Origin of the sequence: Klebsiella sp. X1-16S-Nf21 (assembly GCF_002837615.1) — a bacterium.
Classification (GTDB): Bacteria; Pseudomonadota; Gammaproteobacteria; order Enterobacterales; family Enterobacteriaceae; genus Klebsiella; species Klebsiella variicola.
Window position 1 is genome coordinate 15,514 of record NZ_PJDK01000017.1, and the last position, 24,074, is coordinate 39,587.

The 24,074-nt window shown below is 58.0% G+C and carries 23 protein-coding genes; 6 read left to right on the plus strand and 17 right to left on the minus strand.

The annotated features are described in order from the left end of the window. Positions 1 to 4: 4 nt before the first annotated feature. The 3 genes from ubiE to udp form a co-directional block, all read right to left on the minus strand. A complete protein-coding gene (gene ubiE / locus CW267_RS10105; RefSeq protein ID WP_100781518.1) occupies positions 5 to 760 on the minus strand; it encodes a bifunctional demethylmenaquinone methyltransferase/2-methoxy-6-polyprenyl-1,4-benzoquinol methylase UbiE in 756 nt (251 codons plus the stop codon). A 70-nt stretch (positions 761 to 830) separates the two neighbouring features. Further along, positions 831 to 2,279, minus strand: coding sequence for a DNA recombination protein RmuC (rmuC, locus tag CW267_RS10110; protein ID WP_012969184.1), 1,449 nt, complete (start codon positions 2,277 to 2,279; stop codon positions 831 to 833). A 135-nt stretch (positions 2,280 to 2,414) separates the two neighbouring features. After that, entirely contained in the window at positions 2,415 to 3,176 is a 762-nt protein-coding gene (udp, locus tag CW267_RS10115) for a uridine phosphorylase (protein ID WP_002883419.1), read from the minus strand. Between the two features lie 272 nt (positions 3,177 to 3,448). Here udp and CW267_RS10120 point away from each other — a divergent pair, with 272 nt between their 5' ends. Continuing rightward, on the plus strand, positions 3,449 to 4,261 hold the full coding sequence (locus tag CW267_RS10120; protein WP_008807937.1) for a dienelactone hydrolase family protein: 813 nt from the start codon (positions 3,449 to 3,451) through the stop codon (positions 4,259 to 4,261). Positions 4,262 to 4,319: 58 nt separating this feature from the next. Here CW267_RS10120 and metE read toward each other — a convergent pair whose 3' ends face one another. Continuing rightward, positions 4,320 to 6,584, minus strand: a complete 2,265-nt coding sequence (gene metE, locus CW267_RS10125) for a 5-methyltetrahydropteroyltriglutamate--homocysteine S-methyltransferase (protein WP_049153180.1) — start codon at positions 6,582 to 6,584, stop codon at positions 4,320 to 4,322. A 247-nt stretch (positions 6,585 to 6,831) separates the two neighbouring features. Between metE and metR the strand changes: the two genes are divergently transcribed. Beyond that, positions 6,832 to 7,785 (plus strand): HTH-type transcriptional regulator MetR, encoded by a 954-nt coding sequence (gene metR, locus CW267_RS10130; protein ID WP_023296876.1) that lies wholly within the window; start codon positions 6,832 to 6,834, stop codon positions 7,783 to 7,785. Here the strand turns inward: metR and CW267_RS10135 are convergent. From CW267_RS10135 to pldB, 3 genes are all read right to left on the minus strand, one after another. Beyond that, positions 7,673 to 8,572 (minus strand): carboxylate/amino acid/amine transporter, encoded by a 900-nt coding sequence (locus tag CW267_RS10135; protein ID WP_008807940.1) that lies wholly within the window; start codon positions 8,570 to 8,572, stop codon positions 7,673 to 7,675. The two genes, metR and CW267_RS10135, sit on opposite strands and share 113 nt — an antisense overlap. A gap of 88 nt (positions 8,573 to 8,660) precedes the next feature. Beyond that, on the minus strand, positions 8,661 to 9,461 hold the full coding sequence (yigL, locus tag CW267_RS10140) for a sugar/pyridoxal phosphate phosphatase YigL (RefSeq protein WP_008807941.1): 801 nt from the start codon (positions 9,459 to 9,461) through the stop codon (positions 8,661 to 8,663). 44 nt (positions 9,462 to 9,505) lie between these two features. Continuing rightward, positions 9,506 to 10,498, minus strand: a complete 993-nt coding sequence (gene pldB, locus CW267_RS10145) for a lysophospholipase L2 (RefSeq protein ID WP_100781519.1) — start codon at positions 10,496 to 10,498, stop codon at positions 9,506 to 9,508. A gap of 109 nt (positions 10,499 to 10,607) precedes the next feature. On the opposite strand from pldB, the gene rhtB reads away from it, so the two are divergent. Then, positions 10,608 to 11,228, plus strand: coding sequence for a homoserine/homoserine lactone efflux protein (rhtB, locus tag CW267_RS10150; protein WP_008807943.1), 621 nt, complete (start codon positions 10,608 to 10,610; stop codon positions 11,226 to 11,228). Between the two features lie 162 nt (positions 11,229 to 11,390). Further along, on the plus strand, positions 11,391 to 12,311 hold the full coding sequence (locus tag CW267_RS10155; RefSeq protein WP_023296875.1) for an Rpn family recombination-promoting nuclease/putative transposase: 921 nt from the start codon (positions 11,391 to 11,393) through the stop codon (positions 12,309 to 12,311). 45 nt (positions 12,312 to 12,356) lie between these two features. Here the strand turns inward: CW267_RS10155 and rhtC are convergent, their stop codons facing one another. The 3 genes from rhtC to pldA form a co-directional block, all read right to left on the minus strand. After that, entirely contained in the window at positions 12,357 to 12,977 is a 621-nt protein-coding gene (gene rhtC, locus CW267_RS10160; protein WP_008807945.1) for a threonine export protein RhtC, read from the minus strand. Positions 12,978 to 13,038: 61 nt separating this feature from the next. Beyond that, positions 13,039 to 14,865 (minus strand): ATP-dependent DNA helicase RecQ, encoded by a 1,827-nt coding sequence (gene recQ, locus CW267_RS10165; RefSeq protein ID WP_012543233.1) that lies wholly within the window; start codon positions 14,863 to 14,865, stop codon positions 13,039 to 13,041. A gap of 67 nt (positions 14,866 to 14,932) precedes the next feature. Further along, positions 14,933 to 15,793: a phospholipase A gene (gene pldA / locus CW267_RS10170; RefSeq protein WP_002883408.1), complete on the minus strand. Its 861-nt coding sequence runs from the start codon at positions 15,791 to 15,793 to the stop codon at positions 14,933 to 14,935. Between the two features lie 152 nt (positions 15,794 to 15,945). On the opposite strand from pldA, the gene yigI reads away from it, so the two are divergent. Continuing rightward, positions 15,946 to 16,410: an acyl-CoA thioesterase YigI gene (yigI, locus tag CW267_RS10175; protein WP_002883404.1), complete on the plus strand. Its 465-nt coding sequence runs from the start codon at positions 15,946 to 15,948 to the stop codon at positions 16,408 to 16,410. A 48-nt stretch (positions 16,411 to 16,458) separates the two neighbouring features. Continuing rightward, positions 16,459 to 17,352, plus strand: a complete 894-nt coding sequence (gene rarD, locus CW267_RS10180; protein WP_002883402.1) for an EamA family transporter RarD — start codon at positions 16,459 to 16,461, stop codon at positions 17,350 to 17,352. A 42-nt stretch (positions 17,353 to 17,394) separates the two neighbouring features. Here rarD and corA read toward each other — a convergent pair whose 3' ends face one another. From corA to dapF, 7 genes are all read right to left on the minus strand, one after another. Continuing rightward, entirely contained in the window at positions 17,395 to 18,345 is a 951-nt protein-coding gene (gene corA, locus CW267_RS10185) for a magnesium/cobalt transporter CorA (protein ID WP_100781520.1), read from the minus strand. Between the two features lie 150 nt (positions 18,346 to 18,495). Further along, positions 18,496 to 18,552: a YsgD/CorL family protein gene (gene ysgD, locus CW267_RS31680; protein ID WP_349815745.1), complete on the minus strand. Its 57-nt coding sequence runs from the start codon at positions 18,550 to 18,552 to the stop codon at positions 18,496 to 18,498. A 148-nt stretch (positions 18,553 to 18,700) separates the two neighbouring features. Next, positions 18,701 to 20,863: a DNA helicase II gene (gene uvrD / locus CW267_RS10190; RefSeq protein WP_100781521.1), complete on the minus strand. Its 2,163-nt coding sequence runs from the start codon at positions 20,861 to 20,863 to the stop codon at positions 18,701 to 18,703. A gap of 63 nt (positions 20,864 to 20,926) precedes the next feature. Beyond that, positions 20,927 to 21,643: a 5-amino-6-(5-phospho-D-ribitylamino)uracil phosphatase YigB gene (gene yigB / locus CW267_RS10195; protein ID WP_032734014.1), complete on the minus strand. Its 717-nt coding sequence runs from the start codon at positions 21,641 to 21,643 to the stop codon at positions 20,927 to 20,929. Next, positions 21,643 to 22,545 carry a tyrosine recombinase XerC gene (gene xerC, locus CW267_RS10200; protein WP_023296872.1) on the minus strand — a complete coding sequence of 301 codons (903 nt, stop codon included), beginning with the start codon at positions 22,543 to 22,545 and terminating at the stop codon, positions 21,643 to 21,645. Before xerC ends, yigB begins: the two co-directional genes overlap by 1 nt. Beyond that, positions 22,542 to 23,249, minus strand: coding sequence for a DUF484 domain-containing protein (locus tag CW267_RS10205; protein WP_100781522.1), 708 nt, complete (start codon positions 23,247 to 23,249; stop codon positions 22,542 to 22,544). The genes xerC and CW267_RS10205 overlap by 4 nt, the downstream gene beginning before the upstream one ends. Beyond that, positions 23,246 to 24,070, minus strand: a complete 825-nt coding sequence (dapF, locus tag CW267_RS10210) for a diaminopimelate epimerase (RefSeq protein WP_002883394.1) — start codon at positions 24,068 to 24,070, stop codon at positions 23,246 to 23,248. Before dapF ends, CW267_RS10205 begins: the two co-directional genes overlap by 4 nt. Positions 24,071 to 24,074 lie beyond the last annotated feature (4 nt).

Here is a 24,074-nt window from a genome sequence, read left to right on the forward strand (position 1 = left end):
CCTGTCAGAACTTGTAACCGCGATGCAAGGCAACGATACCCGCCGTCAGGTTGTGGTAGTCGACACTTTCAAAACCTGCATCCTGCATCATCCCTTTCAGGGTTTCCTGATCCGGGTGCATACGGATAGATTCTGCCAGGTAGCGATAGCTGTCGCCGTCTTTTGCCACCAGTTCCCCCACCTTCGGCAGGATATGGAAGGAGTAAGCGTCGTAGGCTTTGCTGAGCGGTTCGATAATCGGTTTAGAAAACTCCAGCACCAGCAGACGTCCGCCCGGCTTCAGCACGCGGTAAATCGAACGCAGCGCTTTTTCTTTATCGGTAACGTTACGCAGACCGAAAGAGATGGTGATGCAGTCAAAGGTGTTATCAGCAAACGGCAGGGCTTCCGCGTTGGCCTGAACATACTCAACGTTGCCCACGATGCCGATATTACGCAGCTTTTCGCGGCCCATTTTGAGCATGGAATCATTGATATCAGCAAGCATGACGCGGCCGGTTTCTCCTACCAGACGGGAGAACTTGGCCGTCAAATCGCCGGTCCCCCCCGCCAGATCCAGCACGGTCTGCCCGCGACGTACGCCGCTGCAGTCGATGGTGAAACGCTTCCACAAACGATGGATACCAAACGACATCAAGTCGTTCATCACATCATACTTTGCCGCGACAGAATGGAATACATGCGCCACCATGTCCTGTTTCTGCTCTTTAGCGACCGTCTGAAAGCCAAAGTGCGTCGTTTCTTGTGAATCCTCAACCATCTCTATGCCTGCTTGCTTTTCAAGAAAATGTTCACTGAGTGTATCAGATTCAGCGCATTTCCCATACGTTTCAACGTGGCGGAGCCGCCTCCCGATTATGTAACGCCTCGGCAGAGTCGGCTGAAAATGCGTCATTTTCCGGGAGGTTATCCTCGTCTTCGAGACGATATTCATCGTCCTGGGCAGAGGCTTGTTCGACTAAATCAGGATTTATCCCGCGCTTCACCTCCACCCCCAGGCCGCGAAAGGCTTCCGCCTGGGCCAGCAGATTCCCGCGCCCGGAAGCGAGCTTTTTCATCGCCTGGCGATAGTTCTCTTGCGCCTTATCCAGACTCTGGCCGATGGCGGACATATCATCCACAAACAGGCGCATTTTGTCGTAAAGGCGCCCCGCCCGCTCGGCGATCTTCTGCGCGTTGCGGCTCTGATGCTCATAGCGCCACAGATTGGCGATAGTACGCAGGGCTACCAGCAGCGTCGTCGGGCTGACCAGCATGATATTATTTTGCAACGCCTCGCTGATGAGCTCGGGCTGACGGTCGATGGCCACCAGGAACGCCGGCTCGACGGGAATAAACATCAGCACGTAGTCGAGAGAGCGCAGCCCCGGCAGCTGTTGATAATCCTTGCGTCCCAGCAGGCGAATATGGTTTCGCACCGAGGCAAGATGTTCCTGCAGCGCGACTTCGCGGGTGTAGTCGTCTTCGGCGTTGAAATAGCGCTCATAGGCGACCAGGGTCATTTTGGCGTCTATCACCACGTCCTTGCCCTGCGGCAGGCGGACAATGACGTCAGGCTGCATCCGCGAGCGGTTATCGGTCTCGATACTGACCTGGGTCTGGTACTCATAGCCTTCGCGCAGGCCGGAGGCCTCCAGCACGCGGGTTAAGACCACTTCCCCCCAGTTGCCCTGGGTTTTGTTATCACCTTTCAGCGCTTTCGTCAGGTTCAGTGCCTCCTGCGCCATCTGCGCGTTCAGCTGCTGAAGATTGCGGATCTCATGCGCCAGGGTGTGCCTTTCCCGCGCCTCCTGGCCAAAGCTCTCCTGCACCTGGCGGCGGAACCCGTCGAGCTGTTCGCGCAGCGGGGTCAGCAGACCATGCAGACTCAGGCGGTTTTGCTCATCGACGCGCCGGTTGCTGTGTTCGAAAATGCGGTTGGCGAGGTTTTCAAACTGCTCGCTCAGGCGCTGCTCGCTGTTAACCATCTGACGGATCTTATCTTCCGCATGCAGCTGGGTGGATTCGAGCCGGGTGGTGACCTCACGCAGATCGGCCTCCAGCGAGGTATTGATATCCCGCAGACTGCGCAGCTCATTGTTCAGCAGCTCACACTCCTCACGCCAGTGGGCCTCCTGCACCAGCTGCTGACGGGCGGCGCTCAGCTCAATATCCAGCTCTCGCCGCTCCTCAATGAGATCGGCCCGGATTTGGTCGGCGCGCGCTTTGGTTGCCAGCCAGCCGACCATTAACCCGGCAGCCAGTGCGATAACCGCGCTGATAATGATTGAGAGATCCACGACGCCCCCTGCGATAACCTGATGGCACAAAATAGAATTGTGCTGTACAAACGTCCAGTTTAAAAGGGATTTCCTGCGAGGAGCAACGCAAAAAAGAAAGGCCGGAGGACCCGGCCTGACAGAGAAGGGGTTGAATTACAGCAGACGACGCGCCGCTTCCACGACGATTTTGACCGCGTGGCTTTCGGTTTGCTTCATGGTTTCGGCGTTAGGGATCTCTTGCTGGGTACGGTTCACAATAACCCCGGCGACCATCCCGGCACGCAGGCCCTGGCTGGCGCACATGGTCAGCAGCGTGGCGGATTCCATTTCATAGTTCATCACGCCCATTGCCTGCCACTCTTCCATTGAGCCCTTGAAGCGGCTCACCACGCGGCCGGAGAAGGTGTCGTAACGCTCCTGGCCTGGGTAGAAGGTATCCGAAGAGGCGGTCACGCCGATATGGGTGGTGGCACCAATAGATTTCGCCGCTTCCACCAGCGCGGTGGTGCAGGCGAAGTCTGCGACGGCCGGGAACTCCATCGGCGCGAAGTGCAGGCTGGCGCCGTCCAGGCGAACGGAAGCGGTCGTAACCAGCACATCGCCAACGTTAATGTGCGGTTGAATCGCGCCGGTGGTGCCGATACGCAGGAAGGTACGCACGCCCAGCTGCGCCAGCTCTTCCACGGCGATAGAAGTCGACGGGCCGCCGATGCCGGTAGAGCAGACGATCACCGGCTTGCCGTCCAGCTCCGCGCGCCAGGAGGTAAATTCGCGGTGGGATGCCAGCTTGACCGGCTTATCCATCAGCGCGGCGATCTTTTCCACACGCTCCGGATCGCCAGGGACGATAGCCAGCGTAGCCCCTTGTAAATCGTTCTTGGTGAGGCCGAGATGAAAAACATCAGACTTGGACATAAAAAACTCCTCTGTGGGTCGAATTATCAGCAGAAGCAAAACGGTACTGTACAGAAGCCCCTGGCAACATTTTGTGATGATAGTCACCAAGACCAATAATGATTGCAGTTGTTTTTCAGTAAACAGTGATACACATCACATTAACAAGTTATATTCATCGTCACAGAACAAAAGATAGCCGCTTTCAGGCACTGTGCTTTATTACCGCCCGAACTAAAGGTAAAGGGTCTATAGTTATTGATGCGCTAATAAATAAGGGTACGGAGAATACCATGACCACCACCAAGCAACCTGGATTCGCACCTGCAGCTTCACCACACGCCGCCACCGCCGTTCATACGCCGGAAGAGCATATTATCGCCGGAGAGACGTCTATTCCCTCTCAGGGTGAAAACATGCCGGCCTACCACGCCCGCCCGAAAAATGCCGACGGTCCGCTGCCGATCGTTATCGTGGTACAGGAAATTTTCGGCGTGCATGAGCATATTCGCGATCTTTGTCGCCGCCTGGCGCAGGAAGGCTATCTGGCTATTGCGCCTGAATTGTACTTCCGTCAGGGCGATCCGAATGAGTACCACGATATCCCGACCCTGTTCAAAGAGCTGGTTACCAAGGTGCCGGACGCGCAGGTGCTGGCGGATCTCGACCATGTCGCCAGCTGGGCGGCGCGCCACGGCGGCGATGCCCATCGTCTGCTAATCACCGGCTTCTGCTGGGGCGGACGCATTACCTGGCTGTATGCCGCGCATAACCCGCAGCTGAAGGCAGGCGTGGCCTGGTACGGCAAGCTGGTGGGAGAAAAATCGCTGAATTCACCGAAGCATCCGGTAGATATCGCGGTCGATCTCAACGCCCCGGTGCTTGGTCTGTACGGCGCTAAAGACGCCAGTATTCCACAGGACACCATCGAGACCATGCGTCAGGCGCTGCGGGCGGCCAACGCCACAGCGGAAATCGTGGTCTATCCCGAAGCCGATCATGCCTTTAACGCCGACTATCGCGCCAGCTATCATGAAGAGTCAGCCAAAGACGGCTGGCAGCGCATGCTCGCGTGGTTTGCTCAGTATGGCGGTAAAAAAGCATAATCACCCAATGCATGAAAAAAGGAGGCAAATGCCTCCTTTTTGATTTTTTGCGTAACGATCAGGCGGACTGGCGCAGGTTCTGCGCCGCTTGCACCATATTCGCCAGCGCGGCGCGGGTTTCCGGCCAGCCGCGAGTTTTCAGGCCGCAGTCCGGGTTAACCCACAGCCGCTCCGCCGGGATACGCTGCGCGGCTTTTGCCAGCAGCGCTTCTATCCACTCCACACTCGGCACGTTCGGCGAGTGAATATCATATACCCCCGGCCCGATCTCATTGGGATACTCGAACGCTTCGAACGACTCCAGCAGCTCCATATCGGACCGCGAGGTTTCAATGGTGATCACGTCGGCATCCAGCGCGGCAATGGAGTCCATGATGTCGTTGAACTCGCAATAGCACATGTGGGTGTGGATCTGAGTGTCGTCTTTGGCGACCGCAGCATTAAGGCGGAAGGCTTCCACACCCCACTGCAGATAGGCATCCCAGTCGCTGCGCTTCAGCGGTAACCCTTCGCGCAGCGCCGGCTCATCAATCTGGATGATGCCGATCCCCGCCGCTTCCAGATCCGCCACTTCATCACGCAGGGCCAGCGCAATCTGTTTCGCGATGGTTTCACGGCTGACATCTTCCCGCGGGAAGGACCAGCACAGAATGGTCACCGGTCCAGTGAGCATCCCTTTCACTGGCTTGTCGGTCAGCGACTGCGCGTACTTCGCCCAGTCGACGGTGATCGCCTGCGGACGGCTGACGTCGCCGATCACCACCGGCGGCTTCACGCAACGGGAACCATAGCTCTGCACCCAGCCGTTTTGCGTGAAGATAAAACCGTCCAGATGTTCACCGAAGTATTCCACCATGTCGTTCCGCTCGGCTTCTCCGTGCACCAGTACGTCTAAACCTAACCGCTCCTGCTCGACGATCGCCTGCTTAATATGTTCCGCAATCCCCGTCCGATAATGACTGGCGTCAAGGTTGCCCTTTTTGAAGTCCAGGCGCAGACCGCGGATCTCCGTCGTTTGCGGGAATGACCCGATGGTGGTGGTCGGCCATTTCGGCAGGTTAAAGCGCTGGCGCTGTGCCTGCGCGCGAACCTCATAGGGGCTGGCACGCTGGCTGTCCTGAGCGGTGATCGCCGCCAGCCGTTTTTCCACTTCCGCGTTGTGCACGCGGGTCGAATGGCGACGGGCCTGGATTGGCGCGCTCCACTCGGTAATCGCCGCCGTATCGCCACTGTTCAGCGCATCGCGCAGCAGCGCCAGCTCGCCGCATTTCTGCAGCGCGAAGGCAAACCAGCTCTTCACTTCCGCATCAAGGCGCGTCTCCACGCTCAGATCGATCGGGCTATGCAGCAGAGAACAGGATGACGCGACCCAGAGGTCGCGTTTACCGACGAGGTCTTTAATTTGCGCATACTTTTCGGTGAGATCGGCGCGCCAGACGTTGCGCCCATTGATCAGACCCACAGACAGCAGCCAGTCGGCCGGCAGGCGGTTGTGCAGCTCGGCAACATCATCTTTGCCGTGCACCAGATCGACGTGCAGCCCCTGGACCGGTAGCGCAGCAATGGTCGCGAGATTGTCACTAATGCCTTCAAAATAGGTGGTCAGCAGCAGTTTCACCTGGCCCTGCAGGGCGTCATAAGCCGGTTTAAAGGCCTCCAGCCACGCTGGCGGCAGCTCCAGCACCAGCGCCGGTTCATCAATCTGCACCCACTCGATGCCGCGCTTCGCCAGTTCTGCCAGCACCTGCTGGTAAACCGGCAGGATGTCATTCAGCAGGCTCAGACGGTCAAACGGTTCACCTTTCACTTTACCCAGCCACAGGTACGTTACCGGCCCCAGCAGCACGGGCTTGATCTTGTGGCCCAGCGCCAGCGCTTCGTCTACTTCATCCAGCAGTTGGGTCCAGGTCAGTTTGAACTGCTGGCCCTTCACGAACTCCGGCACCATGTAGTGATAGTTGGTGTTAAACCATTTGGTCATTTCCGCAGCGGCGGCCGGTTCGCCAGTCGGCGCACGGCCGCGGCCAATGCGGAACAGGGTATCGATATCGATGGATCCGTCTTTGTTCTGATGACGAGCCGGCACGTTGCCAAGCAGCAGGCTGGTAGTCAGAACATGGTCGTACCAGGCGAAATCCCCCACCGGCAGCAGATCAACGCCCGCCTGTTTCTGCTGCTCCCAGTGGCGGGCACGCAGCTCACGGCCTACTGTCAGCAGTTCCTCGCGAGTGGCGTTGCCCGCCCAGTAGCTCTCTTGCGCTTTTTTCAGCTCGCGGCGCAGGCCAACGCGAGGAAAACCGAGGGTGTGGTTAATAATTGTCATTTTTGTTCCTCTCTTATTTCATTGAATCTGAAGAAAAACTCTAAATAGTTCGGCTTGCAGGAAGGCGGCAACGATGCGCATCCCCAGGAGCTTACTGAAGTAAGTGACTGGGGTAAGCGAGGCAGCCAACGCATCTGCAAGTCGAAATATGACGAGTTTTAGACGTCCAGATGTTTACACATCCATAATTGACAGTTACTGTATATTCCTCAAGCGCAAATTGCTCATGGCGAAGTGAAGGACTTTCATGATCGAAATTAAACATCTGAAAACGCTGCAAGCGTTGCGGAACAGCGGTTCACTGGCGGGTGCGGCAGCGGCCTTGCACCAGACCCAGTCCGCCTTGTCTCACCAGTTCAGCGATCTGGAACAGCGCCTTGGCTTCCGTTTGTTTGTGCGTAAAAGCCAGCCACTACGCTTCACGCCGCAAGGGGAAATTCTGCTGCAGTTGGCCAATCAGGTGCTACCGCAGATCGCTCGCGCCCTGCAGGACTGTAACGAACCACAGCAGACCCGGCTGCGGCTGGCTATCGAATGTCACAGCTGTATTCAGTGGCTGACGCCGGCGCTGGAGAATTTCCGCGCCCGCTGGCCGCACGTGGAGGTCGACTTCCATTCCGGAGTGACCTTCGACCCGCAGCCTGCGCTGCAGCAGGGCGAACTGGATCTGGTGATGACCTCCGATATCCTGCCGCGCAGCGGTCTGCACTACTCGCCGATGTTTGATTATGAGGTGCGTCTGGTGCTGGCGCCCGAGCACCCGTTAGCCATGAAGACGCTGATTACGCCAGAGGACCTGGCCGCGGAAACACTGCTGATTTATCCCGTGCAGCGCGGGCGCCTCGACATCTGGCGCCATTTCCTGCAGCCGGCCGGCATCAGTCCCCAGCTGAAAAGCGTCGATAACACGCTGTTGCTGATCCAGATGGTGGCCGCAAGGATGGGCATCGCCGCGCTGCCGCACTGGGTGGTGGAAAGCTTTGAACGCCAGGGCCTGGTGGTCACCAAAACCCTGGGTGAGGGATTATGGAGCCGGTTGTACGCGGCCGTCCGCGATGGCGAACAGCGTCAACCGGTCACCGAAGCGTTTATTCGCTCTGCGCGGAACCACGCCTGCGATCACCTGCCGTTTGTCCGGAGTGCGGAGCGACCCAGCGGCGATGGACCCACAGCGAGGCCAGGATCACCAACGCTCCGCTAATAAAGCTCGGCCAGTGCGGCTGCTCCTGCCAGATTGCAAGGTTAACCAGTAGACCAGCGGGGACATGGACGTTGTTCATGATCCCCAGCGTGCCGGCATCCACCTGCGTGGCGCCATAGTTCCACATAAAGTAACCCAGCCCGGAAGCCACCACGCCAAGCCACACCAGCACGCTCCACTGCAGCGTGGTGGTCGGCAGCTTCTGGGGGTTGCCCAGCATAAACCACGCTGCCACCGCCACGATAAAGGCCCCGACATAGAACCAGGCAAAGGCATTGTGCTGCGGCATCGGACGTACCTCCATCAGGCGCTTGTAACCCACCATGCCGATAGCGAAGCAGAGGTTTGACAACTGCACCAGTAACAGCCCGGTCCAGAAATGATCGCTGACTTTGTCATAGCGGATAATCGCCGCCCCCAGCACCGCCAGCGCAGCACTCAGCAGATAGCCCCAGCGCAGCTTACGTCCGCTGAGCAGGTCGTAGATCAGCGTGATATACAGCGGGGTAAATACGGTAAACAACAGAAATTCCGAAACCGTCAGATAGAGATAGGCGCGGAAAGCCAGCAGATACATGATGCCAAGCTGCATCGCGCCCACCAGCATATAGAGCACGATCGTGCGCGGAGACTGGCCGCGCGTGCGCAGGAAAGGCAGGAACACCAGCGCCGCCAGGCCCACACGCATCAGCACCGAAAAATAGCTGTCGACGCTACCGGCCAGGTATTCGCCAATCAGGCTAAAAGAAAAGGCCCACAGGATAGTGGTGATAATTAACAGCGCCACAATGGTCGTCTCGTTGGATAAAGAACAGGCATTGTAGCGAAGAGTCAGGTTGACGACTGGACAGTTATTCGCCAGTCGTCAATCTTTTTCAGTCGAGGTATAGCTTACGCAGGTAGTGCGGGACCGCATCGTCGGCGTTGCTGCCGATCACTTCCAGTTCCGGATGCAGATCCTTCAGCCGTTGATGGGCGTTGGCCATGATGCAGCCCTTGCCGGCCATCGACAGCATCTCAGCGTCGTTCATACCGTCGCCGAAGGCGATGCAATCGGCAAGAGTGTAACCGAGCATTTTCGCTACCGCCTCCAGCGCATGCCCCTTCGATACCCCACCCGCCATGACTTCCAGGCAGGTTAAGGTGGAGAAGCTGACGTTCACGCGATCGCCCCAGCGGGCGTTCATCGCCTGCTCCAGCGGCAGCAGATGCTCGTGATCCTCGCAGGTAAAGAATACTTTGCTGATCCCCTGCGGATCCAGTTCGCCCGGCTCATACAGCTTGTAGTTAAACACCGCCTCCTTGAAGAAGCGCATCTCTTCCGGACGATGGCGGTTCATATACCACTCGTCTTCCCGATAGACGTTAGTGACGATTTTTGGGTCGTTACGCACGATCTCAAACAGGTCGGCGGCAATATCGCGATCGAGGTTATGGGCAAAGATTTGCTGACCATCGCTATCGTGAACCCGGGCGCCGTTAGAGGTGATCATGTACGACCGGATGCCGAGATTATCGCGGATCTGCCCGACGTCGATGTAGTGACGGCCGGTGGCGAAGACGAAATTGATCCCACGGGCGGTGAGCAATTTCAGCGTCTCTTTGGCATACGGGGTCAGGAAATGATCGGGGGAAAGCAGCGTGCCGTCTAAATCAGACGCAACAACCTGGTACATAAAAAAGTTAACCTCTAAGCAGGGCGACGAGCGTTATCGTCGGATTAAGTATGTCGATTGAAAAACTCGACGATGGCATTGAGCGCGACTGAGCGCATAGCGTCCTTTTCAAAAAGGATCTCATGATATGCCCCTTCAATGACGAGCGGTTTACCGCCCTCACAGGGATGGCCGGCAGCGGCCCGTAATTCACAATAGCGGTCGTGCATCAGATTATCGACCACCCGCTCCTCCTCTGCCTGTAAAAGCAGCGTCGGGGCGGTATCTTTTTCCACATTCGCCAGCACTTCGTCGCCGGCCAGCATGCCCTCCCGCACCCAGTGCCAGGTCGGGCCGCCAACCTGCAGTCGCGGTTCATCGGCATAGAAGCGCAGGTTGCGACGATAGCGTTGTCGACTGTGCGTCAGCACGTTAACGGCAAAAGGCAGCGCCCGCCAGCGCCCGGTGCCGATGGCATACTCTTCGCGAATGCGCTGATGGCCCTCAGCCCAGTCGAGAATATGGCGCACCATCCAGTCCGGCAATCGAATGATAATCCCGAACATCGGCGCGCAGAGCGCAATCGCATCGCAATGCGCCTGGTAACGTTGCAGAAAAAGCGTGGCAATCGCCCCGCCCATAGAGTGAGCGAGGATAAACCGTTTTCGCCAGTGTCCGGGGACCACCTGCTGCTGCCAGAGCGCCGCCAGGTCATCGACATAGTCGCTGAAGTTGACGACGTGTCCGCGGTGGGTATCAGAGAGCAGGCGGCCCGAGCGTCCCTGGCCGCGATGATCGATGATCATCACGTCAAAGCCGCTGTGAAAGAGATCGTAGGCGACTTCGGCATACTTCACGTAGCTTTCAATGCGCCCGGGGCAAATCAGCACCAGACGATCGTTATTTTGCGCGCAGAAGCGAACAAAGCGTACCGGTACATCAACGACGCCTTTAAATTCAGCCTCTTCGCGCTGTCGCCAGAAATCCGTCAGCGGCCCCATACTAAAGGCCGCAAACGCGTTTTCTCGTGTTTCCCAGTCCTTTTTCTGCCCAAACATCGGGTTTACACCCCTGTTAACCGCTGAAAATCGTTTTTTTGCCGTGTATCACACAATGCTGACACAATAGCGTATTGTGGCATAAAAACAGACAATCAGGGAGTTTCTCATGACCATTGAGTGGTGGTTCGCCTACCTGCTGACATCAATCATTCTCAGCCTGTCACCAGGTTCCGGAGCGATTAATACCATGACCACCTCCATTAACCACGGTTACCGCGGCGCAGCGGCGTCGATTGCCGGTTTGCAGACCGGGCTGGTTATTCATATCGTGCTGGTTGGTGTTGGTCTCGGCACCCTTTTCTCCCGCTCGGTGCTGGCCTTTGAAGTGCTGAAATGGGCCGGCGCGGCTTATCTTATCTGGCTGGGGATCCAGCAATGGCGGGCGGCGGGGGCAATCGACCTGAATACGCTGGCGAAGGCGCAGACGCGCGGCAAACTGTTCCAGCGCGCGGTGTTCGTGAATCTCACCAACCCCAAAAGCATTGTGTTTCTGGCCGCCCTGTTTCCGCAGTTTATCCTGCCGCACCAGCCGCAGGTGATGCAGTATCTTGTTCTGGGCGTCACCACCATTGTCGTCGATATCATTGTGATGATTGGCTATGCGACCCTGGCGCAGCGCATTTCAGCATGGATTAAAGGGCCAAAGCAGATGAAGGCGCTGAACAAAGTCTTTGGTTCGCTGTTTATGCTGGTCGGGGCGCTGCTCGCCTCCGCCCGTCACGCCTGAATCATGGAATCTCGCTCGCAAAGAGAGGTTCGCCAGGTGAACGACGCTTTCTCCCTGCACGAGCCGACACGCAAAGCGGGTAATTAATTTTTTTACCCGCTGTCGGCGTTGAACCCACCGTGTCAGGATGCCGCCAGATACGTGATTCACGGATGAACGGCAATGGCGGAAACGGCGACTCCTCATGATGCGGTATTTAAAACCTTTCTCTCGCGGGTAGAGACGGCGCGCGATTTTATCGAGCTCCACCTGCCTCCGTCGTTAACACAGATCTGCAAACTGGATACCCTGCGTCTGGAATCCGGCAGCTTTCTCGAAGACGATCTCAGGCCTTACTACAGCGATATCCTTTATTCGCTGGAAACCACCCGCGGTGCGGGCTATGTCCATGTTCTGATCGAGCACCAGAGCGCACCTGATAAGCTGATGGCCTTTCGCTTAATGCGCTATGCTGTCGCCGCCATGCAGCGGCACCTGGAGAGCGGCCATAAAACGCTGCCTCTGGTTATCCCTATTCTCTTTTATCAGGGACGACGCAGCCCCTATCCCTGGTCGATGCGCTGGCTGGATAATTTTGCCGATCCTGAGACCGCCCGCCAGCTCTATAGCGGGGCGTTTCCGCTGGTCGATATCACGGTGATCCCCGACGACGACATCATGCTGCACCGCAGCATGGCAGCCCTGACGCTGGTGCAAAAGCACATCCGCCAGCGCGATATGGCGCAATTGCTGGATAAGTTGACCCATCTCTTACTGCTGGAGCAGATGAGCGGACAACAAATCACCGTATTGGTAAACTATATGGCTCAGGCAGGAGATGCCGAGGATACTCGGACACTCTTGTACGGACTGGCACAGCGCGTGCCGCAGCATGGAGGATTACTGATGACGCTGGCGGAAACATGGCTTGCAGAAGGTATGGAGAAAGGCATCAAGGAAGGCGTACAGCAAGGCATAAAAGAAGGTAAACACCAGGCCTTGCTGCAGGTTGCCGAAGCGATGCGCAAACGCGGTATTGATGACGCAGCTATTATGGAAATGACCGGTCTGGCTAAAGATGAGCTGCAGCGGCTTCGCCACTGACACTTTCCCCACCCGGAAACAGCCGGGTGGGAAACAGCATACCGGTTAACGCGAGATAATCAGGTGGATGCCGAAGCCCGCAAACAGCGTACCGGCGATACCATCGATCCACTTCGCCATCCGCTGATAGCCGCGGCGCATCCCCGGCAGGGCGAACAGGCTGGCAACCACCATAAACCAGGCCAGCGTCTCGACGATAATCAGCAGGAAAATACCCCAGCGCGCACCAGCGCCGACGCTGTCACCCACGAACAGCGAGAACACCGAGCCGAAGTAGATGATCGCTTTCGGATTCGCCAGATTGGTCAGCAGTCCCTTCACGAAGCTGCGTCCGCTGCGGGCCAGCTCCACCTGCGGCTCCGCCGAGGCCACCGCCTCTTTTTTCAGCGCGCCGCGCAGCATCTGGTAGCCCATCCAGCACAGATACAGGCCGCCACCGACCATGATGATGTTATGCAGCCACGCCATCTGCGCGAGGATCAGGTTCAGGCCGAGCAGGGCAACCCCCGCCCAGATCATGACGCCGCAGGTGATCCCCAGCACACCCATCATCGCCTCTCTGCGCGAGCGGCTGATGGCCGTTTGTGAGACAAAGAAAAAGTCCGGCCCCGGGCTCATCAGCGCAATGATATGCACCAGCGCCACGGTGAGGAAAAGCATCAGCATAGTTAACTCGCAGGAAAATAGTGAAGAGGGAAACTATTCTGGCACCTTTTCCCGCGGCTGACTACTCATCATCACCATCGACATGAGCGCGTATCAATGCCATGAATTCTTTACCGAAGCGCTCAAGTTTACGCGTCCCCACGCCGTTGACGCTGAGCATCTCGCCGGCGGTGAGTGGCGACTGTTCCGCCATCTCGATCAGCGTCGCGTCGTTGAAGACCACGTATGGCGGGATATTCTCTTCGTCGGCGATCGCTTTACGCAATTTGCGCAGCTTGGCAAACAGCTTGCGGTCGTAATTGCCGCCAAAGGATTTCTGCATCGCCTTCGGCTTCAGCGCCACGATACGCGGTACGGCGAGCTGCAGCGGCACCTCGCCGCGCAGCACCGGTCGTGCGGCTTCGGTCAGCTGCAGTGCGGAGTGCTGGGCGATATTCTGCGTCACCAGCCCAAGGTGAATCAGTTGGCGGATCACGCTCACCCAGTGCTCGTGACTCTGCTCCCGGCCGATACCGTAAACCGGCAGCTTATCGTGGCCCATGTCACGGATGCGCTGGTTGTTGGCCCCGCGCAGGACCTCCACCACGTAACCCATCCCGAAACGTTGATTCACCCGGTAAATCGTTGAAAGCGCCTTGCGCGCATCCATTAAGCCATCGTACTGCTTTGGTGGATCAAGACAGATATCGCAGTTGCCGCACGGCTCCTGGCGCCCTTCGCCAAAGTAGTTCAGCAGCACCAGACGACGACAGGTTTGCGCTTCGGCAAACGCCCCCATCGCATTCAGCTTATGCCGCTCGATATCCTGTAGCGGTCCGGCGGGCTTTTCTTCCAGACAGCGGCGCAGCCACGCCATATCCGCCGGATCGTAAAACAGCATCGCTTCCGCCGGCAGGCCATCACGCCCGGCGCGGCCGGTTTCCTGGTAGTAGGATTCAATATTGCGCGGGATATCGAAGTGCACCACAAAGCGGACGTTCGGCTTGTTAATGCCCATCCCGAAGGCCACCGTCGCCACCACGATCTGCAGATCGTCGCGCTGGAATTTCTCCTGCACGTCGGCGCGAACGGCGTTTTCCAGACCGGCATGGTAAGCCGCCGCGCTGATGCCGCGGCTCTGCAGACGCGCGGCGGTATCTTCCACTTTCGAACGGCTGTTGCAGTAGATAATGCCCGATTTGCCGCGCTGATCCTGAACGTAGCGCATCAGCTGATCGAGCGGCTTGAATTTCTCCATCAGCATATAGCGGATGTTTGGACGGTCGAAGCTGCTGACCTGAATCAGCGGATCGTTAAGCCCGAGCAGACGGACGATATCGCGGCGGGTGGTGTCATCGGCGGTGGCGGTCAACGCCATAAACGGGATCTGCGGCATCCGCTGGCGCAGCTGGCCCAGCGCGGCATATTCCGGACGGAAGTCATGGCCCCACTGGGAGATACAGTGCGCTTCGTCTACCGCCAGCATCGCCAGGTTCCAGTTCGCCAGATGCTCAAGAAAGTTATCCAGCATCAACCGTTCCGGCGCGATATACAGCAGACGAACCTGCCCGCTGCGACAGCCGGCCATCACTTCCTGCTGCTGCTCGCGGCTTTGCGTCGAGTTCAGACAAGCCGCCGCCACGCCGTTGGCCAGCAGTTGATCGACCTGGTCTTTCATCAGCGAGATCAGGGGTGAGACCACGACCGTCAGACCGCCCATGACCAGCGCCGGCACCTGATAGCACAGCGACTTACCGCCACCGGTCGGCATGACCACCAGGCAGTCCCGGCCCTCAAGCACCGTCTCGATAATCGTTTCCTGGCCAGGACGGAACTGCTGGTAGCCGAAGGTCTCTTGTAAAACCTGCTTCGCCAGCGATTCCTGATTTAATACTTCCGCCTGTGCCACGTTGACCCCATTTGCCTGAAAAGAAAACAGGCGCTATTTTCAGCGCCTGCGAGCCAGAGTGCAACGATTAAAACAGATCGTTGAGCATTAGCCCGACGCCGACGCGCGTTTGATTGAAGTTGTAGTCGATAAGCGATTCGCCGTAACCGCTGTAGATCTGCGTATAGGCGCGAACATGTTTGGTAATGGGATAGCTCACGCCGAGCTCCGCCCCGCCATAGCCGGTGTTCCAGTTATATTGCCCCTGCGCGCTGAGGATCGCCTCTCCCAGCTGGTAGCCCACCTTCAGCCGGTAATAGCCCATATATTTGGTGATATCCGGGTTATCATCGGTGTTGCCCACCACATACCAGGGCTTCACTTCCACCAGCCAGTTGCCGTTTTGCGCCATCAGGCGGGCGTAAAGCCGGTTCCAGCTGCGCGAGGTGGGGTCGGAACGACCATTCGAGTCGTGGTTATACCCCATCTCAATGTCACGCAGCGTCCAGCCGGCAAACTGGTAGTCGGTCGCAAAGCCCAAAAACAGCTGGGGTTCGTAATTGGTTTCGCGAAACGGCGCCGACTCTTTGCTGTTGGAGAGCTGCCACCAGGATTTCTGGGTGTACGATGCGCCGAGCAGCGAATTATCGCCCAGGATGCCGCGCCACAGCGGGAACGCCAGACTCAGCTGAAATTTCACTTCATCTTTACGGGCATTTTCGGCCCAGTCATAGCTGCGGATCGCCTCTTTATTGAGGTCGCTGGTCCATGTGTAGAGCAAATAGTTGCTCTCATAAGGATAGAGCAGGAAAGGATTATCATGGTCCTGGAGCAGGTTGGCGATAATGCTGCCGCGCACTGCCGGTTTGTCGTGAACCGACGCATCCTGCGCCATAACACCGGCCGGTAGCGCGCACAGCGCCACCAGGCAGGCCAAAGAGATACGCATGCTGGTCTCCTGATAAATAGTTTTTATTTTTGTTTAACCTGAAGCCATTCTACCTGTTTATTAATCACCTGCCCCCTAATCCGCTCCGAAAGTGGAAATCAATATTTTAGAAGCATAAAATCAACATTTTGTTAACGAATGGAACCGGTGTTATGTCTGAACTTACTGCCGAAGCAGCGCTGAAACTGGTGGGGGAGATTTTCGTCTATCACATGCCGTTTAACCGTGCCCTCGGTCTCGAACTGGAGCGCTATGAAAAGGCGTTTGCCCAGCTCAGCTTTAATAATCAGCCGATGATGGTCGGCAACTGGGCGCAGAGTATTTTGCATGGCGGAGTGATCGCCTCCGCGCTGGACGTCGCCGCTGGCCTGGTCTGCGTCGGCAGCACCCTCACCCGCCATGACACCATCAACGAAGAAGAGCTGCGCCAGCGCCTCTCCCGCATGGGAACCATCGACCTGCGCGTAGACTACCTGCGTCCGGGCCGTGGCGAACGGTTTACCGCCACCAGCACTCTGCTGCGCGCCGGCAATAAAGTGGCGGTAGCCCGCGTGGAACTGCATAACGAAGCTCAGGTCTATATTGCCAGCGCAACGGCCACCTATATGGTGGGTTGATTGGCCAAAATCGAGTAACATCACTCTCTTTGGCAATGGATTTTACCGATGGATGCGAAACAGACGCGGTTGGGGATCATTCTGGCCCTCGCCGCCTACTTTATCTGGGGTATCGCGCCAGCGTACTTCAAACTTATCTACTATGTTCCCGCCGATGAAATTCTGACCCATCGCGTGATCTGGTCCTTCTTCTTCATGGTGGCGCTCATCAGCGTCAGCCGCCAGTGGCCGCAGGTGAAAAAGCTGCTGAAGACGCCGCGCAAGATCTTCCTGCTGGCGCTCTCGGCAGTGCTGGTCGGCGGTAACTGGCTGTTGTTCATCTGGGCGGTGAATAACCACCATATGCTGGAAGCCAGCCTCGGCTACTTTATCAACCCGCTGGTAAATATTCTGTTGGGGATGATTTTCCTCGGCGAACGCTTCCGTCGCCTGCAGTGGCTGGCGGTGATCCTCGCCTTTTGCGGCGTGTTGGTCCAGCTGTGGACCTTTGGTTCGCTGCCGATAATCGGCCTTGGGCTGGCCTTCAGTTTTGCCTTTTACGGCCTGGTGCGGAAGAAAATCGCTGTCGACGCGCAGACCGGCATGCTGGTGGAAACGCTGTGGCTACTGCCGGTGGCGGCAATCTGGCTGTTTGGCATCACTGATAGCCCGACCAGCCATATGGGGGAGAACCCCTGGTCGCTCAATCTGCTGCTGATGGCCGCGGGCGTGGTCACGACCATTCCCCTGCTGTGCTTCACTGGCGCGGCAACGCGCCTGCGGCTCTCCACGCTGGGCTTTTTCCAGTACATCGGCCCAACGCTGATGTTCCTGCTGGCGGTGACGTTCTACGGCGAAGTGCCGGGCAAGGATAAAATGGTGACCTTCGGCTTTATCTGGGTCGCGCTGGCGGTATTTATCGTCGATGCGCTGTATACCCAGCGCCGGCTGCGCAGAGGCTAAGCCGGCCTCTGCCAGTAAAAAAGGGAGCCGCCGCTCCCTTTTTTACAGCCAGTTTTTACGCTTGAAGTAGAGATATGGCGCCAGGCCGGCCAGCATCATAAAGACGATCGCCCCCGGGTAGCCGAAGCTCCAGTGCAGCTCCGGCATAAATTCAAAGTTCATCCCGTAGCTGGACGCCACCAGGGTTGGCGGCAGGAATACCACCGACACCACCGAGAAGATCTTGATGATGCGGTTCTGCTCGATGTTGATGAAGCCCATCGCCGCCTGCATCAGGAAGTTCACCTTCTGGAACAGCGATTCGTTGTGCGGCAGCAGGGATTCGATATCGCGCAGGATCTCCCGCGCCTGTTCCAGCTGGCCCGCCGGCAGGCGCGCCTTACGCACCAGGAAGTTCAGCGCGCGCTGGGTATCCATCAGACAGAGGCGGACCTTCCAGCCGATATCTTCCAGTTCCGCCAGCGTCGACAGCGCTTCATCGTACTCGTCGCCCTGATGGCCTTCCATAATCACGCGGCTCAGCTTTTCCAGGTCGCTGTAGATATTTTCAATTTCATCCGCCAGCTGCTCGATTTTGGTTTCGAACAGGTCGAGCAGCAGTTCGTAGGCGTTACCGTCGACCAGCGTCTGGTTGCGCACGCGCATACGGTACAGGCGGAAAGCGGGCAGTTCGCGCTCGCGCAGCGTGAACAGGCGGCCTTCGCGGATGGTAAACGCCACGGTAGAGTTGCCGGCGTGATCTTCCGCATCTTCAAAAAAGAAGAAGGAGTGGATGTGTAACCCGTCTTCATCTTCAAAGAAACGCGCGGAGGCTTCGATATCTTCCAGTTCCGGGCGCGTCGCCAGGTTCTGACCCAGTTCCGTCTGCACGCGGCTTCGCTCATCGTCGTCAGGCTCGACCAGATCGACCCACACCGAGCTGGCGAGGTGCTTGATATCATCGGCTTCCAGGCGCGTTAAACGATTGTTTTCCAGTTGAAATGCGCTCAGCATGACCGGGACTCCCAATGCAAAAAAATTATCGGACAGTTCGGTGGGCACACAGAAACAAATTGGGTTTCAGACCATTAAGCCTGACTCAGCGCGACGGGAATAGGGCAGGTCGCTGACAACCGCTAAGGCTATCAGCATAAGAGGATAGCCTTAGGAGTTGTTCCTGAATGACAGGAAGTTGAGCCAGCATCTACTGGGTGTGTCCAAGGCGAATGTCCTCTTAGCGTAATCGTGCGCGCATGTTACGCCAGCGCAAAATCGGCGTCAACACGCAACGGAACGCGAAAGCGCAAATCAGGCGCCTTAACGTATAAAGGTAGCAGAATATTACAAAATAATGATATTTTTCTTAAAGTTACACCGTCTCAAGCCGCGCGTAAGCCGCCACCAGCCATTTGATTCCCTGGCCCTGAAAAGCCACCTGCAGCCGGCTGTGCTCGCCGCTGCCTTCGAGGTTGACGATAGTACCTTCGCCAAACTTCGGATGGCGCACCCGCTGACCTAACTTGTAGCCGGTATCGCTCTCGGCAATCGGCGCCCCCAGTCGCTGGTGGTTTACCGGACGGCTCACCGTGGCCCGCAGACGCACTTCTTCTACGCACTCCTGCGGCAGTTCTCCAATAAAGCGCGACGGGCGATGGTAAACCTCTTTGCCGTACAGACGGCGGGTTTCGGCGTAGGTCAGCGTCAGCTTCTGCATGGCGCGCGTTACGCCAACGTAGGCCAGACGACGTTCCTCTTCCAGGCGGCCGCCTTCATCAAGCGCCATCTGGCTCGGGAACATCCCTTCTTCGACGCCGACGATAAACACCTGCGGGAATTCCAGCCCTTTCGCCGAGTGCAGGGTCATCAGTTGAACCGCGTCCTGCCAGGTGTCCGCCTGCCCCTCGCCCGCTTCCAGCGCGGCGTGGGAGAGGAACGCCTGCAGCGGCATCAGGTCTTCATCTTCTTCGTTGTAGCTGAACTGGCGCGTCGCCGTCACCAGTTCCTCTAAGTTTTCAATACGGGTCTGGCCCTTCTCGCCTTTCTCCTGCTCGTACATCGCGCGCAGCCCGGAGTCTTTAATCACCCGATCGGTCTGAACATGTAGCGGCATATCGGCGGTTTCCTGCGCCAGCGCGTCAATCAACTCCATAAAGCGCTGCAGAGCGCTGGCGGCACGGCCAGCCAGCACTTTCTCTTTCAGCAGCTCGCGGCAGGCCTGCCACAGCGTCAGTTGACGATCGCGCGAGGTCTGGCGCACCACGTCCAGCGTACGATCGCCGATGCCGCGAGTCGGCGTATTGACCACCCGCTCAAAGGCGGCATCGTCGTTACGGTTGGCAATCAGGCGCAGGTAAGAGAGCGCATCTTTGATTTCCTGACGTTCGAAGAAGCGCATACCGCCGTAGATACGGTACGGCATGCTGGCCTGCAGGAGCGCCTCTTCCAGCACGCGCGACTGGGCGTTACTGCGATAGAGAATGGCACATTGCTCCAGCGCGCCGCCGTTCTCCTGCCAGGTTTTAATGCGGTTCACCACGAAGCGCGCTTCGTCGAGATCGTTGAAGGCGCAGTACAGCGAAATCGGCTCACCGTCGGCACCGTCGGTCCACAGCTTCTTGCCCAGGCGCCCGTTGTTGTTTTCAATCAGGGCGTTGGCAGCGCTAAGAATATTGCTGGTTGAACGATAGTTCTGCTCCAGGCGAATAGTTTCCGCGCCGGGGAAGTCGTTGAGGAAGCGCTGAATGTTCTCAACCTGCGCACCGCGCCAGCCGTAAATCGACTGGTCATCATCGCCGACGATCATCACCTTGCCGGTATCGCCCGCCAGCAGGCGGATCCAGGCGTACTGGATGTTGTTGGTGTCCTGGAATTCATCGACAAGGATATTGGTGAAACGCTCACGATAGTGCTGCAGGATCTGCGGCTTGTTCAGCCACAGCTCGTGCGCGCGCAGCAGCAGCTCGGCGAAATCCACCAGCCCGGCGCGGTCGCAGGCCTCCTGGTAGGCCTGATAGACCTTCTGCCAGGTCTGCTCGACCGGGTTGCCGTAGCTCTGAATGTGATGCGGGCGCAGCCCTTCATCTTTCTGGCTGTTGATGTACCACATCGCCTGACGCGGCGGCCATTGCTTCTCATCGAGGTTCATCGCCTTAATCAGACGCTTCAGCAGACGGAGCTGGTCTTCGCTGTCGAGGATTTGGAAATCCTGCGGCAGGTTGGCGTCCAGATGATGCGCACGCAGCAGGCGGTGCGCGAGGCCGTGGAAGGTGCCTACCCACATGCCGCCCTGGGTAGTGCCCATCAGCTGGCCGATACGGTGGCGCATCTCCGCCGCCGCTTTGTTGGTAAAGGTCACCGCCATAATCGAGTACGGCGAGCAGTTCTCCACGCTCAGCAGCCAGGCGATACGGTGCACCAGAACGCGCGTCTTACCACTGCCCGCCCCTGCCAGAACCAGCATATTGGTGCGCGAGGCCGCTACGGCTTCACGCTGTTTGTCATTAAGGCTGTCGAGCAGGTAAGAAACGTCCATTGGCACCGCCGGAAGAGAAGGGGTTCCATGAACCCCTGTTAATATATACAGAGTGACTGGTGATTATATCAGCGAGGTCAGAGATGCCAACCGTGAAATTTCAATATGCGGCAGCAGGCGGCTGTCCGCGGTGTGCATCAGGTCCGCGCCTTGCGGTTTAATCCAGCAGGCCTGCATCCCGCAGCGTAGCGAACCGGCGACGTCGGTCGTCAGATCATCGCCGACGTGCAGAATGTGCCCGAGCGGTAAATTCAGACGCGCCGCCGCCAGGTGATACATATCGGCAAACGGCTTGGAACGACCATCCGGACCCGCGCGCAGCACGAAGCGGAAATAGTCGTTCAGGCCGAACAGCTCGGGGCGGGCGTTGCCATTGGTAATGGCCACCAGCGGCCACTTCTCCGCCAGCTTCGCCAGCGTATCGTGGGTCTCCTGCGGAACATCGACCCGGCTGCGCCAGTGAGCGAAGTTTTCCATCGCCGCATCGGCGCCGGCTTTTGCCGCTTCGGCGGAGAGCCCAGCGTTACGCATGCCGAGCTCCAGCGCACGATGGCGCCAGACGGTCACGTCGTGGTAGATCTCCGGCTCAGATGCCAGCAGCGTCTGACGCAGTTGGTTAAGCTCATGGGCATCGAACTGGCTGAGCGACGGATGGTAATTGCGCACAAAGGCCAGCGACTCGTGCATCGTCCGGTCAATCACCGGGCGGTTATCATATAGGGTGTCGTCCAGGTCAAACGTCAGTGCGGAAATCTGGCCCAGAGGTCGGTAAAAACGCATTATTTCCCCCGTTTAGCGCGCGGATGCGCGGCATCGTACACCGAGGCAAGGTGTTGAAAGTCAAGATGGGTATAGATTTGAGTGGTGGAGAGGTTAGCATGGCCCAACAGCTCCTGCACGCCGCGCAGATCGCCACTGGACTCCAGCATATGGGTAGCAAAGGAGTGGCGCAGCTTGTGCGGGTGCACATGGCTGTTCAGCCCCTGCTTAATCCCCCACTCGGCAAATCGCTTCTGCACGTTGCGCGCCGAAATGCGTTTACCCAGCTTCGACAAAAACAGCGCGTCGTCATCAGTACCGAACAGGCCGCGCAAATCCAGCCAGTGCTCAATCCACGCCACCGCGTTACGACCGATCGGCAAACGGCGTTCTTTGCTGCCTTTGCCCATCACCCAAACCTCACCGCTTTCGAGGTCGAGGTGCTTAATATCAAGGTTGACCAGCTCAGACAGACGCAGACCTGCACCGTACATCACTTCCAGCATCGCCCGGTCGCGCACCGCGAGCGGATCGTTGAGGTCGATATCCAGCAGCCGATTTACATCATCGACATCGATATTTTTCGGCAAGTGGCGGGGAATTTTCGGCGCCGCAATCCCCTTCGCCGGGTTAGCGGCCAGTTCGCCCTGACTGACCATCCAGTCAAAGAAGCTGCGTAGCGCGGAAAGCCGCAGCGCCAGGCTCGCCGGGCCTAAACCCGCACGGCGGCTGCGTACCGCAAAGCTACGCACCTGAGCGGCATCGCACTGCTGCCAGCTTTTCAGCCCAGCCTCATCCGCCAGGGCGATCAACGCGTCCAGCTGACGCTGGTAGTTAGTCAGCGTAATCGGGCTAAGCTGACGCTCAACGCCGAGATAGCGCAGGAAGCGGTCGACGCAGGCGGAAAGCGGAGAGTCGGTCATGCGCGTTCAATCCAGCGCTCCAGCAGGCCAGGGAGCATCTGCGCAATTTCCTGCAGCAACTGCGTCCCCTGCCCTGACTGATAATGCTGCGCATCGCGGCTGCTAAAGAGCATCACGCCCGGAGCGTTATCGCCGCCCAGCATCGACATCGCCACGGATCCAATGGCCTTCGCTTCCGGTAGCACCACCAGCAGCTCCGGACCGTTCAGCGGCCCAAGATAGTGGCGCGCCTGGCCCAGACGTTGAATACGGATCGGCTCAAACGCCTGCCGGCTTAACGCCAAATGGGTAAACTTCGAGGGCGCGCCGAGGCGCCAGCAGTCAGGGAACAGGCGCACCGTGGCGCCAGCTAACCCCAGCTCGCGAGCCCAGCGATGAAGGCGGTTGAGCATATCATCGAGGCTCTCCGCGGCCGCCAGCCGCGTTTGCAGCTGCAGCAGGCGCTGGAACAGGCTTTCATTAGCGACCGCCTGCTCCATCAGCAGCGACATATTCTCTTCCAGCATATGAATATGGTTACGCGCCCGCATCATGTGCCACTCCACCAGCGAAATCGAACCGCGGACCGGATGCGGGACACGGATATGTTCAACCTGGGCGGCATTACGAATAAAAAATTCAGGATGTTGCAACAGATAGTCCACCACCGCCCGATCGTTCAACGCGCTGGTAACCTCCTGCTGTTCTTCCCCGATTGGTTTCATAAATGAATAAATCCATCATAGACATGGGCCGCCGGGCCGGTCATAAACAGCGGCTGGCCCGGGCCTTTCCAGGCGATATCAAGACGACCGCCGGGCAATTCCACGCGTACCGTTTCAGCGAGCAGCCCCTGCTGGATCCCCACCGCCACCGCGGCGCAGGCGCCGCTGCCGCAGGCCTGGGTTTCCCCCGCGCCGCGTTCGTAGACGCGCAGACGGATGTGGGACCGGCCGACCACCTGCATAAAGCCGATATTGGCGCGCTCCGGAAAACGCTCGTGGCTTTCCATCACCGGGCCGAGGGTTTCTACGGCCGCCGTATCCACGTCATCCACCTGGATGACGCAGTGCGGATTCCCCATGGACACCACGCCGCACAATACTGTCTGCTCGGCGGCACGCATGATATAGGTCTTTTCCGCTTTGTTGGCGCGGAAGGGCACCTGGGACGGCTCAAAGTTAGGCTCGCCCATATTCACCCGCACCAGATCGTCTTCCGTTACGCTTAATACCATACGCCCGTTGGCCGTACTCACGCGAATATCACGTTTATTGGTCAGGCCTTTCAGCCGGACAAAGCGGGCAAAACAGCGCGCGCCGTTGCCGCACTGCGACACTTCGCTGCCGTCGGCGTTAAAGATCCGGTAATGAAAATCCAGATCGGGATCGTAGGGCGGCTCGACGACCAACAGCTGATCGAACCCGACGCCAAGATGGCGATCTGCCAGGCGGCGAATCAACTCCGGCGAGAAAAAAACATTCTGCGTTACCGCGTCAACGACCATAAAATCGTTGCCAAGGCCATGCATTTTAGAGAACTGCATCATC